Annotated in this window: 14 protein-coding genes; 9 read left to right on the forward strand and 5 right to left on the reverse strand. The window is 57.8% G+C overall.

Features of this window, described 5'->3' with window-relative positions:
* Nucleotides 1-3: 3 nt before the first annotated feature.
* Complete coding sequence (locus KW835_RS12695) at nt 4-465, reverse strand: helix-turn-helix transcriptional regulator (protein WP_218382888.1); 462 nt, start codon at nt 463-465, stop codon at nt 4-6.
* 104 nt (nt 466-569) lie between these two features.
* On the opposite strand from KW835_RS12695, the gene KW835_RS12700 reads away from it, so the two are divergent.
* From KW835_RS12700 to KW835_RS12715, 4 genes are all read left to right on the forward strand, one after another.
* Nucleotides 570-950: a hypothetical protein gene (locus KW835_RS12700; RefSeq protein ID WP_218382890.1), complete on the forward strand. Its 381-nt coding sequence runs from the start codon at nt 570-572 to the stop codon at nt 948-950.
* A gap of 96 nt (nt 951-1046) precedes the next feature.
* Nucleotides 1047-1553: a GNAT family N-acetyltransferase gene (locus tag KW835_RS12705; RefSeq protein ID WP_218382892.1), complete on the forward strand. Its 507-nt coding sequence runs from the start codon at nt 1047-1049 to the stop codon at nt 1551-1553.
* Nucleotides 1554-1716: 163 nt separating this feature from the next.
* Nucleotides 1717-2283, forward strand: a complete 567-nt coding sequence (locus KW835_RS12710; RefSeq protein WP_218382894.1) for a GNAT family N-acetyltransferase — start codon at nt 1717-1719, stop codon at nt 2281-2283.
* Nucleotides 2284-2450: 167 nt separating this feature from the next.
* Nucleotides 2451-3572, forward strand: coding sequence for a hypothetical protein (locus tag KW835_RS12715; RefSeq protein ID WP_218382896.1), 1122 nt, complete (start codon nt 2451-2453; stop codon nt 3570-3572).
* Here KW835_RS12715 and KW835_RS27135 read toward each other — a convergent pair.
* Both KW835_RS27135 and KW835_RS12725 read right to left on the reverse strand, forming a co-directional pair.
* The gene (locus KW835_RS27135; RefSeq protein WP_370633623.1) at nt 3520-4170 is read right to left on the reverse strand and encodes a GNAT family N-acetyltransferase; all 651 of its coding nucleotides are present in this window, start codon (nt 4168-4170) and stop codon (nt 3520-3522) included. The genes KW835_RS12715 and KW835_RS27135 overlap by 53 nt on opposite strands.
* Nucleotides 4171-4374: 204 nt before the next feature.
* The gene (locus KW835_RS12725) at nt 4375-5352 is read right to left on the reverse strand and encodes a DNA-binding protein (protein ID WP_218382900.1); all 978 of its coding nucleotides are present in this window, start codon (nt 5350-5352) and stop codon (nt 4375-4377) included.
* A gap of 376 nt (nt 5353-5728) precedes the next feature.
* Here KW835_RS12725 and KW835_RS12730 point away from each other — a divergent pair, with 376 nt between their 5' ends.
* A complete protein-coding gene (locus KW835_RS12730) occupies nt 5729-6259 on the forward strand; it encodes a hypothetical protein (protein ID WP_218382905.1) in 531 nt (176 codons plus the stop codon).
* Between the two features lie 65 nt (nt 6260-6324).
* Nucleotides 6325-7461: a site-specific integrase gene (locus KW835_RS12735; protein ID WP_218382906.1), complete on the forward strand. Its 1137-nt coding sequence runs from the start codon at nt 6325-6327 to the stop codon at nt 7459-7461.
* A gap of 555 nt (nt 7462-8016) precedes the next feature.
* On the opposite strand, the gene KW835_RS12740 is transcribed toward KW835_RS12735, so the two are convergent.
* Nucleotides 8017-8886, reverse strand: coding sequence for an MFS transporter (locus KW835_RS12740; RefSeq protein ID WP_218382907.1), 870 nt, complete (start codon nt 8884-8886; stop codon nt 8017-8019).
* Between the two features lie 293 nt (nt 8887-9179).
* Between KW835_RS12740 and KW835_RS12745 the strand changes: the two genes are divergently transcribed.
* Nucleotides 9180-10265, forward strand: a complete 1086-nt coding sequence (locus tag KW835_RS12745) for a hypothetical protein (RefSeq protein ID WP_218382908.1) — start codon at nt 9180-9182, stop codon at nt 10263-10265.
* Between the two features lie 1338 nt (nt 10266-11603).
* Here KW835_RS12745 and KW835_RS12750 read toward each other — a convergent pair.
* On the reverse strand, nt 11604-12623 hold the full coding sequence (locus KW835_RS12750) for a ParM/StbA family protein (RefSeq protein WP_339385540.1): 1020 nt from the start codon (nt 12621-12623) through the stop codon (nt 11604-11606).
* A 680-nt stretch (nt 12624-13303) separates the two neighbouring features.
* Here KW835_RS12750 and mobI point away from each other — a divergent pair.
* Both mobI and KW835_RS12760 read left to right on the forward strand, forming a co-directional pair.
* Nucleotides 13304-13783, forward strand: a complete 480-nt coding sequence (gene mobI, locus KW835_RS12755; protein WP_218382910.1) for a conjugative transfer protein MobI(A/C) — start codon at nt 13304-13306, stop codon at nt 13781-13783.
* A 7-nt stretch (nt 13784-13790) separates the two neighbouring features.
* Nucleotides 13791-14396 carry a hypothetical protein gene (locus KW835_RS12760; RefSeq protein WP_218382911.1) on the forward strand — a complete coding sequence of 202 codons (606 nt, stop codon included), beginning with the start codon at nt 13791-13793 and terminating at the stop codon, nt 14394-14396.
* The last annotated feature ends 16 nt before the right edge of the window (nt 14397-14412 follow it).

The following is a 14412-nucleotide window of genomic DNA, read 5'->3' on the forward strand; positions in this document are numbered from 1 at the left end:
CTGTCAGCGTTGCGAAGCGATCGCAGCAAGGCGGTTATTTGCCGCACGTTTTCCCAGTTTCAAGAGCTGGCGGATCTGCTGCACTTGGTGCGAGCGAGGCTGGACGGTGCCGGTTTCCCACTTGTAGACGGTTTGGCTGGACACACCCACCAGCGACGCGACTTGCGCCTGGGTGAGGCCGAGGGCCTGCCGCTTCGTGACCAACGTTTGTGCGGACACCGAGCGCATTGGCTTCGCCGCAGCTGCCTCATCATCTGGCGGCACCATGAGTGCAGCGGGAGCCGAAGTGGCCTTTTTCAAACGCTTCACCTCGGCCTTGAGTGCGGAAACCTCGCGTTTGAGCGAAGCGATTTCGGATCGGTGTGCCGTTGAATTCTTGCGAATTTGCTCCAATTCCTTTTTGAGGTGCTGGCGAGCAACACGGCCGATCTCAGCCTTGAGTGATTCTTGGAATGCGGTTGCCAATTGGGGTATCCCTTCGCCATCTGGGGCCAGTTTGTTTCGGGAGTAGGATAACCGCAGTGGTTTGAAAGCCGGGTACTAGACCTGGCCTGAGTTGGGAGGTTGAAATGGTTGCTGGAGAGAGGGTTGCGCGCAATCCGCGCGATTTCTGGATGGCCACGTGCGGCATCGACACACACGCGCGGGGTTCTGGCAATGCTCGGAACGACACGCCGTGGGTCGCCTTCACGGCTGACCGAAAGGGCTTGGTGTGCACGATCTGGGAAGACCAGATTGCACGGGTCGTTGATCCAAGGGACAACCGCGCCCGCAGCTTCGTGATGCTCGGAGGGAAGTCCACCGCGTGGAAGGCCGGCGCTGTCAAGCGAGGTCGCGAAGCGGAGGTGGCCATCACGGCAGCGCGGACCGCGAGCATTCCAATCTTCGGCTTCGAAGCGGTGGCGTGCGTATGCCGGGCGCACCTGAACACCGAGTCCATTTCAATTTGAACACTCCGCCGGCGCCAAGGACAGGTGAGCAGCCGCCCAGTCCAGTCGCTCCTCTACGGCAGAATTCGGCCGACAGCCGTCCTTCAACCTTCCGTCATGCCTAACCACATTGAATTGCAGATAGTCAAAGCTACGCGGAGCCAAGTTGCCGCCATAGTCTCCGTGCTGACAGACGCGACGAGGTACAAGGTTGAGCGCGGCGATTCCGCTTGGGGTAGTCACGGTCCGACCGAAGCCGCTGTCCTGGAGCAGATGAAGAGCGGCGAAATGTACGTCGCGCTGAACGACCGCGACGTCATCGCCACCGCCCGCCTCCAATGGGAGGATGAGCACTACTGGGGGAAGCAACCCCCTGTGGCGGGCTATCTGCACGGACTGGCCGTCAGGAAAGATTCCCACGGCAAAAACGTGGCGACGCACCTTCTAACGTGGGCCGCGCAAGAGGTGGCCGTGCGGGGCCGCCAGTACCTTCGGCTTGATTGCACCTCAACGAACTTCGGCCTTTGCCGCTACTACGAAAGACAAGGCTTCAGTCAAGCCGGGCAACGCGTTCTGCAAAGCGGCTGCATAGCTGCGCTATATCAGCGACACGCTGCTTTATGAAATGAGCGTGCAGTTCTCCAAGCTCCCGGGAGAACGAACGCCTGGGACCAACCGGTACAGCCGCTAAGGGCCCTGAGCCGTCGTTCAGCAACGACGTGCAGATTGAGCGTCTTATGATGTTTGGCGTATAGCATGGCCTAACCCCGTGCGAAAGCTACGCCTTATGAATCAAGTTGCAGAGCCATTCGAGATTCGCCGTCTGGGCGCTGATGACGCTGCGGCGTTTTCGGCACTACGGCAGGAAGTCACACGAGATAACCCTGTGCCTATGGGTTTGACGTTCGAGGAAGAGCTTACTCGCACTTTGGATGCTTTTCGAGCGCAGCTCTCTTCCCCTCTTCCGAATGCTATGTTCGGTTGCCTTCTCGGGAATGAGCTTGCGGCAACAGCGGCGGTCAGCCGCGCAGGTCAGTTCCCGTCTTCACATCACAAAATGGTGATGTGGGGTGTTTTCACTTCGCCGCGCTATCGGCGACGAGGCCTGAGCCGGCAGGTTGTAGACACCGCGCTTCAACATGCCTTCGACCACGGTGTGAATCGAGTCAACTTGCAGGTGTACCTGCCCAATGAACCGGCAATCGCGCTGTACAAAGCAATCGGCTTTGTGGAATACGGAGTTGAATCTGATGCCGTATGCCTTGATGGCTACTATCACGACGGGCTTCATATGACGCTTGTTAGAGCCAAGCACAACAAGCCGCGACCTCCGACCGCCCCCGGCAGCAGCTGAGCGCCGATATTGACCGCTTTCATTGGCGGTGACAGACCGTTCTTGGCCGCCTGCGACCGTTGACGGAGGATACCTGCTACAGGTGTTGATGGTGCCGGACTGACTGGTCATCATCACCGGAATGCGCAGTGGCGGCCGGTGATGATCCCGGTAAGGTGACTCGTCACGTGAAGCATGTCAGCCTTGATCGGGTCCATTTGCTCAAGCCTATTTACGGCCGCGCTGACGACGATCCTGGGGTACGCCTGAACCTGGCAAAGGAGCTTCGGGACCGCTGGAAAAGCCCAGATGTCGATGCGCTCGAAACGGCGACACTCTTCGAGTTGGTCAAGGCGCCTGGCAATGTTCCCGGGGCTACGTGGAGCCCATTGCTGTCCCCACCTGCAGGGCGGGACGAGGCGGCGGAGTATGCCGGAAATGTGCTCGCAGCCCGGATGGTTCTGCCGTTCCTCGTTGAGCACATCCAGACGCAAACAGATGGCATCATCAAGCCCGTCACCTACTCCGATTTAGCCCGTTTGGTGGGCTGGGTGAAGGCAGATGGCAATGCGTACGCAGTGGGGGTCGGAAAAGTCCTGGGTGTGGTGATCGACCTGATTGCAGTTGGTACGCGCGACTGGCCTGAAGAAATGCGGCCACCTCACATCACCTCGATCGTGGTCGCCAAGTCGGGGGCAAATGCGGGTCTCCCGAGCGATGGGGTCAAAGGCTATTGGCCGGGATTCGAAGCGCTGACGCCTTCTGAGAAACGAGCAAAGGTTCGGGATGAACATACTCGCATCCTGGCGTACGGGCCGAAGTGGCTGGAGGTCCTCGATAGTGTGGGCCTCGGACCTCTGCCGGCGCCTGTCGTGCTAGATCCCTCAAACGGCAAGCACAAACGCTACGGCTGGGGAGGGGGCGAGTCCGAGGAGCACAAGCAGCTGCGCCTTGATGTCTTGGCCAGGCCTGAGTTGTTTGGCCTGAAGGATACGCTGCTCTCCGAGACCGAGTATCCGCTGCTCTCCGGAGACCGGCTGGATGTGTTTTACCGCAGCCAAACACGATGGGTGGGTGTCGAGGTGAAATCCATCCGCTCGGGCGACGATGATTTGGAGCGTGGCATCTATCAGTGCGTGAAGTACGCGGCCGTGATGGGCGCACAGGCGGCGGCAAACGAAAGCGACAGCGCGGAAGTTCAGATCACAGCCATTCTGGTCGTCCAGAAGCAGCTTTCCGACGACCTTGAGGCGCTGGCTATGAAGCTGGGGGTGAATTGGATGGTGCTGGCACCGGGGCATTTCTCTTGACCCATTCCGCCAGAGCGCCTTTCTCTGTCCCCATCGTTCGCTCGATGTAGGTTACACCATCCTCCTCGAACTCGGAACACTCCTCAAGAGGATGGTCCCTAAAGCCCAACCTGTCGTAGAACAAGCGGGCGGCTGTGTTGGGCTCCCCATCCCGGTAGCACGTTGCTATCGCGCACCCTGTGTCGCCTAGGTACGCTGACACGCGCCTGACACACTCGACGACGAGTCTCAGTCCGATCTTCTTCCTGCGATATCGACCATCGACCGCTAAGCCCTTGAAGTACCAACACGGGGCGTCGTCTTCGTAAGGCGCTCGCTGAAAATATCCGTAAGTCACAACTCCTACCAGACGCTCAGCGTCATACATCCCGAGAGTGGTGGACCGGCCCTGAAGCTCGTCTCTCACTGCGGCTGTGTCCAGAGCAATGCGTCGATCCTCGCGCTTACCTAGCGTGGGTTCGTTGTCCATGCGGCTGCGCAGAGCGATCAATGGCGTCAGTTGGTCGGGACCCAGTACCAGGATCTGAAGCTGGCTGGCAGAGCGGTGCATTTTCGGATCAGCAGCGAAGGTATTCGGTCGATGAGGTTCAGATTGCATAGGATGAGCCGCGCCACAGTGTCCTCCCACCTGTGGGAAGCTTTGCGCCTGGAGTAAAGAGAATCGACGTTTCGGTGCAGCTGGACCAAAACCAGCTAAGTGAGTTACTTTTAAATCAACAGCTTAGATGCATTTTTGCGATTGATGAAGGGATCCCGGCCGACCCGCGCGGCCAGCAAGCGCCAGGCCCGTCGCCGCACCAGCTCACGATCTGCGTAGAGGCTTCCGCTTCAGGGGTGCCGGCCGCGCCGATATCCGTGCAACACCAGCCTTGGCCAGCTCCCTGACCCTGTCCTGCAACTCAGCCACTCGGCCCTCCAGCGAAGCAGTCTGCGCTCTCAACTCTGCCACCCTGCCCTTTGCGGCGGTGGACGCCTCCTCGGCGCTGTTCATGCGCTGGCGATAGGTCGCCACCTCACGCTCCCTATGCCCTTTCTCGGCATTCAGCTGCTCACGCATTTCTTTCTCAGCGACGCGTGCGGTGTCGATCTGCCGCTTGGCGAAGTTGATCTCCCCTGTGAACCGATCGGCCTCGCGAACGCGCTCGGCGCGCTCCAGCTCAAGCTCGCGGGAGAAGCGCGCCTCCGCCTCGTGGCGTGCAATCGCTTCCACTTCGAGCTTTTGTTGCCACGAAGACAGCGAACCCTGGAGGCCAGCTATTTCTCCTGCCTGGGCAGCGACTCTGCGCTCGGCTTCGCCCCGGCGTTCCCGCTCGGCAAGCAACTCCGCCTCAAGCAGCGCCAGTCGTTCAAGCGTCCTGTCACGATCGCGTTCGGCACCAACTCGCGCTTCGCTGGCACCCTGGACCTCAAGCCGGCACTGCTCACGCGCTCCTTCGAAGTGCTGCGTGGCCGCGTGCTGCGCCAGGCCCCAGATCTTAGCTAGGCCTTCGCCAAACGCGGTAGCCAGTTCGTCAGGAATAAACGGGGCATTGAGCTGCACTCGCATCTTCTTTCGGACCTCAGTCCAAAAGTCCCGTAAATCGCGATTGATGTCCGTCATCGAGCCCTGGCTGGTGTGGTCGTGCACCACCTTGGCGGAAGGATAGATGCCGTGATCTATCAATAGCAGGTTTGCCACCAGCAAGGTTTTGTCGCGGCGCGAGGCCTTAGCTGGCAATGCGTCCAGTGCCGCCTGAATCGACTCCCGGACCTCGATCTCATTGAATTTCGACTGGATCATTTCGCACCTAAAAAGGAACCAAGTTACTTGATTTTACGCCATCCTTTAACGGTGTATCCATTACGAAATACGTATCATCTGCAACCCTTGGCAGTCGATGTTTTATGATAACCTATCTTATCAATACAAATGCGTGCTATGCTCTCGGCGAGCGCGTTTGAGAAGTTAGAGTGTTTCCGGTGAGCGCCGTGTAGCGGGCTCATCCAGCTTCAGCGCGGTAGAAAAAACGCTTTGCAAATCAACAGCTTATGAATTTTCAGACTGCCGCGCGGCAGCTCCGAATTCCTGTCATAGTGTCCAACTGCATGACACAGTCGAAAACTGCCTTGACCGGCCTGCGGTTCCACCATGGGGATGCCTCCCATCCACTGCCTCTTTGACGTCTGAACTTCGCGCTGTGTCAAAAACGCCAATCGTCACCACTCGCCTGACTGCCGAGGCCAGGCCGCGGCAGCGTGCGGGCGGCTTCTTGGCGGAACGCCTGCGCCGCAAAGGCTGGGCAATTCGTGACGCCGCTGAATACCTGGGTGTGTCGCGCCAGCGACTCTACTACGTTTTTGGCGACCCGTCCCGCGCACGGCTCTGGGAATGTGCAATAGATGGCATGCCGGTATGTAGCCCGGAGTTGACCGCCCAATTGCGCGCAGCGCGCGCGGCCAAGCCAGGGCGGAACAAGCCGACAACGCTTGTGATGGGAGAGTTTGAGATCGGCGACGAGGTGATGGCCACCAGGGCGAGTGGCCTCGCCGACGAAGATGGCACGGGAGAGATCGCTGCCATACGGGGCACAAAGAAAGGGAAGGATCTCGCAATCCTTGTCCGCACGGATGTTGGAGAGGACTGGTTCCCGGAGGTCGATTTCCACCACTACTTCGCAGTCACGGGCTTGAACCGCCTGAAGCCCTAAGGAATTACCATGAAAACACGCCACGGAACGAGGGTTCAAAGCGCCTACTTGGAGCTAGCACCAGAATGAGTATTCCCGCCACTCGTGTCCATGTCGTTCCAGTGGAGAACGAGCCACTGCCGGCGACGGTGGTCAGTCCGTACGTCCAGGACGATCTGACAGCAATTGGAATTTTTCTGGCGACCTACTCCAGGAAGTCCCGCCACACCATCCGCTCGTACAAAAAAGAGGTCTACCGTTTTCTACTTTGGCTCCGCAGAAGGCGTCCGCCTGGCGATGCTTTGCTCCCTGATGTGGAACTGGCAGACATCAACGCGTACGTTGCCTTTCTCGACAACCCGCAGCCATTCGACGAGGACTTCTTGCGGTCCCAGGGCTGGAAGCACCAGCCCTTTCGGAAACGGTTGGAAGCCGAAAGCGTCACCCACTGCCTTACCGTACTGCACAAGCTTTTCCGTACGATGCGGGAAATGAAACGGTCACGCAAGGAAGTCTACTGTCTCACCAATCCGGTGGAAATATCCTATGGTGTCAATAAGTCCAAGAAGAATGAGGAGCCTATCGAGCAGGCACTCACGGAAGAAGAGTTGGAGATCGTGCTGCAGGTGATCGAGTCCTTGCCACGAGAAACCGAGCGGGAACTCAAGCACTACCACCGCGCAAGGTGGATCGTGCAGCTGCTGTACCGGGCATTCTTGCGGCGGGAGGAGGCGGCCAATCTAAGGATGTCCAACTTCGAGCCTGTGAGGGACGGCTGGGTAGTCCGTGTGCACGGAAAAGGTGACATCGAGAAAGTTATCGTCGCGACGAAGAAGCTCATGCAAGAACTGGGGGTTTACCGGATGTCGATGGGGCTATCCCCGGTTCCCGGCCCAGACGAGGACACCCCCGCTATCCTAGCCGTGACCGGGAAAAACAAAGGTGTGACCGATCAGGTGGTCTACCTTGTGTGCCGCGAGTTGTTCCAACAGGCGGTGGAGGTGGTCAAAGGCACCGACCCTTGGACCGCTAGGCGGCTTGCCGCAGCAACAACCCACTGGTATCGGCACACCGGCATTTCACACGCTATGGAGAGGGGTGTGGGCCCGCGTTACGTCCAATCCCAGGCACGCCACTCCAGTCTGCTCGTGACCGCGCGCTACGACCATAAAAATTCGGTGGCTTGGCGCAAGGCTTTCGAGGATTCCGACAAGAACGGTTAGCAGGTCCTGAGAGTTTCCCGGGCCGCACAAATGCGTCTAAAGCGGATCCCAAATGCCCTACCGGCGCACTGTGCGCATAGAAGAGTTCCGCAGCAAGAGCACCGAACAGCAGCGGGGAAAAAGGGCCTAAAACTTCATTCTTCGACATTCCGAGCCTGATCGGGGCGTGTTGCCCCGAAAAGGAGTCTTATGTTCTATCGTCCTCTCTTCCCGAACCATTCAATCCCGCAACTGAAACGTACCGTGGCCCAATTCCTGGCTGAGTTCCCATCGCAGCCAATTGACACAATTGACCTCCATGTCCGTTATGGTGGTGGCGGGTGTTCAGACCCCGGAACGACAGTTATGAAGTCGCGTCTAGCGGCTTTTGGGCGATTTGTCGCCAAGCACGCAACTGCCATCGGAATACACAAAATCGACAAACGCAAAAACCGTTGCGATCCAACAGGTAGACGCACAACCTGTGCAGTCTGGATGCCCCAGTCTTAGAGGCCGACGTGCGCCCGGGTACGCGCGGGCGCCAACGGATGCGAAAGTATCAACCGTGCTGCTTGGTCAGTCCTGGAAGACGGACACACGCAGCAGCCTTTTCCCCAAAACGACCACTTCCGCGCTGGCGACCGAGTAGCCACCGAGTTGCCATCGGCGGGTACCGTCTGAGGACCGCTGTTGCTCCCCGAAGGCACCTACCATCCGCTTCTCGAACGCAGACATGTCCTCGGCCGTGACGCTGCAGGTCACACTCACCATGCCCCGGCGCGGCTGGAAGTCGAATTGCACAGGCCGGTCCACCGAGCAGGGCACGAACCCGTCGCTCAAACGGATGGGCGGCGGCATACCGGCCTGGTAACCCATTCCGCACCCCATGCCGCCTCCCAACGAAAAGGCGCTGCAGTTGCGGACATCGAAGCCATAGAGATCGCCCGCATCCCTGGGGGACATCCCCAGCGGGACGGCGACCGACACCCCACCCCCATCCCCCGGCTTGGCGATGTAGACCATCTGAGCCGAACCGCAGCTCGGGTAGAGCCGCACCTTGTAGCTGGTGCCGTCTTTGAGCTGGCTGGACACGTCGAAGAAGCCCTCTGTCGAAAACGAGGTCTTCACGTTCCACGGACCCTCGTGCTCCAGCACTTTGCCGATGGCCTCGATGAGGCTGGACTCACGGCAGGAGCCGCTTTGGGTCGCGGCGAACCAGGTTGCCTTGGCCTGCGCCGATGTCGTCACGTCATCTGTACAGCGCAGCCAGGACTTGTCCGCGTTGGCGGCGGCATAAGGGCCCCAGCACCACCCACGGGCCTGCACCAACTCCTCTGCAAGGTTCGCGCGGCTGCACGGCGATCCCGGCTTGTCGGAATCCTGGGTCGCGGCGCGGCACTCAACTCGCTGGTGCAAGGCCTCAGTCTGCAGCTTTTCGTCGCTCATGGCACCGTAGGCCTTGCGAAGGTCTTCGAGGGTCGGTTCACCACAACCCGCCAACACCAAAGCTGAGGCTGACACAAGAGGCAACAGAAGAGGAAGTTTCATGGGGCCGGAAGCTAACAGGAAGTCGCGAGCTTAGCCGGGAGCATGTTCAGCCGGACGCACATGGCGCCCAGTCCAGTGAACTTGGTCACATACCCATCACATGCAGGAAGGGGCGCAACAGCCATATTTCTGTTGCAGCTGGAAACACCGCACGGGTATCTTGCAGGTCCACCAACATGAGAGGGCTTGCTGTGCAACATTCACCCACATTCACATCACTGGCCGCCATCCTGACCGCCGTCCTCGGAACAGGTTGCGCGACCACTTCGCCTGGTATTGCCTACTACGACATGAACCGGACGGATGCGCCGCGACCAAAGGGCGGCGTCAACGATGTATTCGTGTTGGACAAGGCGATCTTGAAGTTCGCCTTTCCCGAGGGCTCTAAATCGTCGCTCGCTAAAACGAACACGACTGGGGGTGTAGGCGGAACCGAGCCCGCTACAGGCCAGGCTGGCGCACCCTCTTCAAGCACGCGGCCTCTTCCCGACTGGAAGACTATTCCATCGCCGATCAACGCAGGAGCCACCCGTACACCGGCGAAAAAAATGGAATCCGCTGATCCGAGCCAAACACAAAACCAACCTCCGGCGCAGAAGGCGCCCGAACCACCCAAGCAGGTAAAGGTTACCGTTGAACTAGCTGAGAGCAGCCAACGAATCGGCTTTGCAGGCGCTAACGACTTTCGCAAGACCACCACCTTCAACATTGTTAAACGGCCGGACACCGAACTCGTGCAGAGTGCGGGAGCCAGCACTACCGCGAATCTCCAAACCTCCATCAACAAAATCGGAACGCTCCTGACAGGGCTTGCGGGTGTGTTCCGGACTGTTAAAACAAACGACGAATGTGATTCATTTGGCAAGGATGTCATCACAGCCGTGAATCGAAATGCCCAGACGGGCCTCAACGCCGGCAACTGCGCCACGTATGAGCTGGGAGCTATCCCGGCCGACGCTATTCCTGTTCAAGAGATTCCGTGGGGAAAAGAGGTCTCGGATTTCTACTATTCGGCTTGCCGAACCCTTAAGGTGACAATTACCGCTCAGGGCGCTGACAAGGTCGAGCCATTAACCTTCAAGATTCCCGACCCTAACTTTGTGCAGGCTGTACGAATTCCATTTAAGGGTTCAATCAACAAACATGCGACCTGTGGAGTCTCGACAGTGACTGAGGCACAAGCGAGTCCAACGGCGTCAATCGAGGCACTAACCGAGCTGGTCACTCAGCTCAACGCGTATCAAGCCGCGAAAGACGACAAGAAGGATGGAAACTGATCTATCGATTTGCCATGCTGCTACGCTACAACGGATTTTCCATCGACTGCAATCAACTTGAATGAATTAGTTAATGGAACTACAATGGAGTCATCAATCAAATCATCGGAGGTTTGTATGGCAACAGTAAGTATCGGGGCGGCAGCGCGAATGATGGATGTACCTGTCGAGTGGGTGGCGGGAATGATAGAGGCCGGCGAGATTGAGGCTTTCGATGGTCCGTCTGGGCCTGAGGTCGAGGCCGATGTCATCCGGGGCCACGGGTGGGACGTTCAGTGTGAGCTGGACGCGGTACCCTACGCACACACCAACGCATTGCTGGTAACCCTCAGCCTCCGCGTTCTGCATTGAGTTACCCCTCCGAGGTCCACCAGGCCTCTTAGCCACGCCCCGTCCGAAGGCGTGGCTTTTTTTTGTGCCCTGACCACTGGCAAAGGTGACCACGCATGAAATGTCGCCGGCAAGCGGGGCACTGGACGACGACCCCGCTGCCCTACTTCATTTGCGGAGCTAGCCATCAGCCCATCACCCTTTACCCCCCTTGGCTTGGCCAAGCACCATCCGAGCCGACGCAGCCGCCTGCAGATCGAGGAGCACCTGGGGTGGCGGGGACCAGGCGAGAACGCAGTCCGGATAGAAGCCTGTCGGAGCACCGTGCTCATTGACGATGTATGGCAGCTCACCGCGCCGGATAACCCGGCCAAAAATGCCGGTGAACCCAGGCTTTAGCACAGCCGCAATGCCAAGGTGCGCCAAATAGGGAGCAGGGTCCCCCGCCACCACCTCCAGGTATTTTCCGTTCAAAGTCCCCGACCATTTCCGGCAGGCCAAATAGCACGGTTCGTCCGAAGGTGGATATCCTAGGGTCCACTGTGGCAATAAAAGCGAATTGTTTTCAGGCATTCTATTTTGACAAAGACCGAGCAAAGAACGAAAGAGACGGATGGGCGGTATTCGGAGCCGTCTCAGCAGGTGCAACAGTAGAGACCGTATCTACCGGTGATGGCGCTGGAGAAATCACAGGTGCTGCTGTATCCGGCGCCGGAGCAGGTGCAACCTTAGGCCGTTTTGTTACCCGACGTTCTGAAGGTGGATTTACAGCCGGACCCGGTGAAACCACCGGGGCGTTTCCGAGCATCTGAACAGGTGTCGCAACGAGTCGGCCACCCGAGCTTCTTCCTTCAAGACAGGCCAGCCCAAAGGAAGCAAGATGCCGTAGGCGCTCGGCTCGGGCGCGATAGGAGGTATTCTCCAACTCTCGCTTTAACTCGCGCCAAGCATCACCCACATCGACCACAACCCGCAGCGGTTTGTTATCAGCATCTTCGGCTTTCACTATCACTGCCCACTTGTCAAAGCGCCCATCAACCAAAATCCGGTAGCATTGGCTTGAACTGGGTTAGCCGGCATTACTACCTCCAGTCGGCTGAAAGCGTTCGCTACTGCATTGCGGAAGAACGGGGCGCCACCTCCCACCATCACCACGATGTCTGGCGAAAGGTTCTCGATGCGAAGCGACTTCTGAATCGAATCTGCGGTAACAGATTCCAGATTTTCGGAGGCCTTTTGGATATATGGCTGAAGCTCCACTTTGGCACCCATAACAAGAATACTGGGTTTGTTGGAGCGCATTGCCGCCTCAAGCGACTCGATGGGAGGGGCCGCTCCGTGGTCTTCCGCAATCAATTTGGCGGCAAGCTCCAGAAGAACGGATGAGGCTTTCACACTCGTACCGCTTGAATGCCGCTGCACCTCGCCGTTGCTTACCAATACCCAGTCCAACGAATAAAACCCCGGATCCACCACCAAAACTCGTGCGTCATCGTCAATCTGCAGGCCAACCTTGTCTTTTGCGTGGGCCTGTTCATTCATAAATGCCAGGAGACCACCAACCGGCTGCGGAATCACCTTAACGGCCTTGACTTCAACTGCACGCTTTGGAGTCACTTGGTGGACGCCCAAGAAACGCTGCTCGATTGCTTTTACATGATCGCCGTTTTTAAACTGGGAAACGGGAAGGCCAGTCACCAGGGTATCCACCTTGTCCATTTCGCTCAACAGTAAGCCAGCATGGAAAAGCGCCTTATATGAATCGGTAGTTGGGTAGTCTGCATGAAGCGGACGCTCCCACATTGCAGCGCGATCGGAAGATACACCCGCCACAAATGGCACATCTCCGACGAGCACGTGGATGAAATCGTCCTGGGCTTTGCCGTCGAAGCGAGTGCCAAACCGGTCTGCTGGAGCTGCGCCAGCAGGACGGACAACCGTTTTCATGCGCTCGTCCGATTGCCCATAAACCATCTTCAGATTAGAGTAGCCGATGTCAAGACCGATAACTTTCTTTGCGGATGCCACAATGATTCCTTGATGAATGAATTTGAACTTTCATTGTAATGGAAATGAATGGGAAATTGGGCCCGGCTGTAGCCTGTTTGTAGCCCGCTTGTGCACCTCAGCCGAAGCACTTTTGTTGCGCCTCGACACCCACCCGCCCCTCCTGCACCACACGCCGCTGGGTTCCACCGCCTCAGGCACCGGGAAATGCCAATCCACCGACCCAGCGATCCTGTCCAGATCCGCTTGGGGCCTATGGCAGTCCCGAAACATAGCACTGGCAAGGTAGGAACGTTGTCGTTCCCTTTTACATGTGAAAAGGAACGTTAACGTTCCTAGAGGCCATGGCTGATATCCTGCTTCCGGCCGGGGAGCGCCCCCTGCGCTCGAAACGAGGCCCAGCAACGCGGGAACGTTAACGTTCCCTTTGACATGCGAAAAGGAACGTTAACGTTCCCCTGCCGATTTGATCTAGTTCAGGGAAGAATGCTAGAATCGCATCCCCTCCCCTGATCTAATAGTTCCCTTTTACATGCAAAAAGGAACGTTAACGTTCCTGGGCAGACCGGTGGATTCTGCACCTCACTAATAGTACCTTTTGACATGCGAAAAGGAACTGAAAAGGGGCCTCGATGCCCGATTTCCCAGTTCCTTTTCGCATGCGAAAGTGCTATCAGTAAACATTCCTTTTGGGCGGACAAATGAGCGAGAAGCACGAGCGACTGATGGCGGCACTGGAGGTTTGTTTGCACGACCTGCACCGACAGGGCGTGGAGGTCGTCGCGGATCACTGGGACCGCATCAAGGAGCAGGAGCGAGGTGCAACCAGCTGGGAGCACAAGAGCAGGCTGCAGCTTGTGAGTCACAGACAGGGCTCCAACATCCAGCTACGGTGGGTGGGAGCCAAGTGGTACGGCGTAGGGGCGAACCGCAAGTCGATGAAGGTGACCATCAAGCGTAGCGGACGCGACCTTTCATACACAGAAGCTGCATTGGCAAAGTGGGCACGCGATTGGGAACTGAAGATCGTTATGGAAACGGAAGCTCGATTGACTCCGATTCGACGTCAGGCAGCTCATTACGCAAAGGCCATTATTTCTGCGCGAGCTGCGCACGCGATTGCCACGAAGAGTCCCCTCCCTGCCGAGGACGTTCAATCGGATTCGGATAGCGAGGATTGATTGGTTTATGGCTTCTGCCCCTCCTCCGTCTTTTCCCCCTGCCCTCGGACCCACTGGTAAAGCGTATTTGGCCTCGCTTCATGCGGAGGCCTCATCCTGGAACCAGACTCCCGTTGATTTGGATGCAGATTGGGCGGACCTGATGTTCTTTTACTGCCTAGACTCAGCGACCTCATTTCGTTGGATAGGGCTGGCGACACATTCCTCGTTCTGCGCATTGCTGGCTGAGGTGAGGAGTGAGCCTGAAACATGGCAGGAACATACCGACGACTTGGATAGCCTCTTGTCGGCTTCGATCCACGAACGGGAAACATTGCAGGGCAGCGATGGTTTTACCGCTGCTGATTTGGTTCCAACGGAAATGAGCGTGATGCAGTCCCTGGCCTGCATGGCAGCTGCATCCGATTTATGCGACGCTTCCGGGGTTACGCACCCTGGATGCCATTTCATAGTTGTGCGCCACGCAGGGACACTGAAAAGCAATTTCAGGACGTTTCTCATGCCGAGAGATGCGTTGGAACACCCCGGTCCGCTCAGCGAGGATGAGTTTTCGGTTGTCGCCGAGGCTATCGTTGCTGAAGACAGGAAAAATCATCCGGATTGGTTTGAATAGCCTCCTGGATGTGCTT

The sequence above is a fragment of the Acidovorax sp. sic0104 genome (assembly GCF_019219095.1).
Taxonomy (GTDB): domain Bacteria; phylum Pseudomonadota; class Gammaproteobacteria; order Burkholderiales; family Burkholderiaceae_C; genus Acidovorax.

Excerpts from the sequence above, each read along its gene's own strand:
- KW835_RS12700 (WP_218382890.1), top strand. The coding sequence starts at position 570 with ATGGTTGCTGGAGAGAGGGTTGCGCGCAATCCGCGCGATTTCTGGATG.
- KW835_RS12705 (WP_218382892.1), top strand. The coding sequence starts at position 1,047 with ATGCCTAACCACATTGAATTGCAGATAGTCAAAGCTACGCGGAGCCAA.
- KW835_RS12710 (WP_218382894.1), top strand. The coding sequence starts at position 1,717 with ATGAATCAAGTTGCAGAGCCATTCGAGATTCGCCGTCTGGGCGCTGAT.
- KW835_RS27135 (WP_370633623.1), bottom strand. The coding sequence starts at position 4,170 with ATGCAATCTGAACCTCATCGACCGAATACCTTCGCTGCTGATCCGAAA.
- KW835_RS12725 (WP_218382900.1), bottom strand. The coding sequence starts at position 5,352 with ATGATCCAGTCGAAATTCAATGAGATCGAGGTCCGGGAGTCGATTCAG.
- KW835_RS12735 (WP_218382906.1), top strand. The coding sequence starts at position 6,325 with ATGAGTATTCCCGCCACTCGTGTCCATGTCGTTCCAGTGGAGAACGAG.
- KW835_RS12740 (WP_218382907.1), bottom strand. The coding sequence starts at position 8,886 with ATGAGCGACGAAAAGCTGCAGACTGAGGCCTTGCACCAGCGAGTTGAG.
- mobI (WP_218382910.1), top strand. The coding sequence starts at position 13,304 with ATGAGCGAGAAGCACGAGCGACTGATGGCGGCACTGGAGGTTTGTTTG.
- KW835_RS12760 (WP_218382911.1), top strand. The coding sequence starts at position 13,791 with ATGGCTTCTGCCCCTCCTCCGTCTTTTCCCCCTGCCCTCGGACCCACT.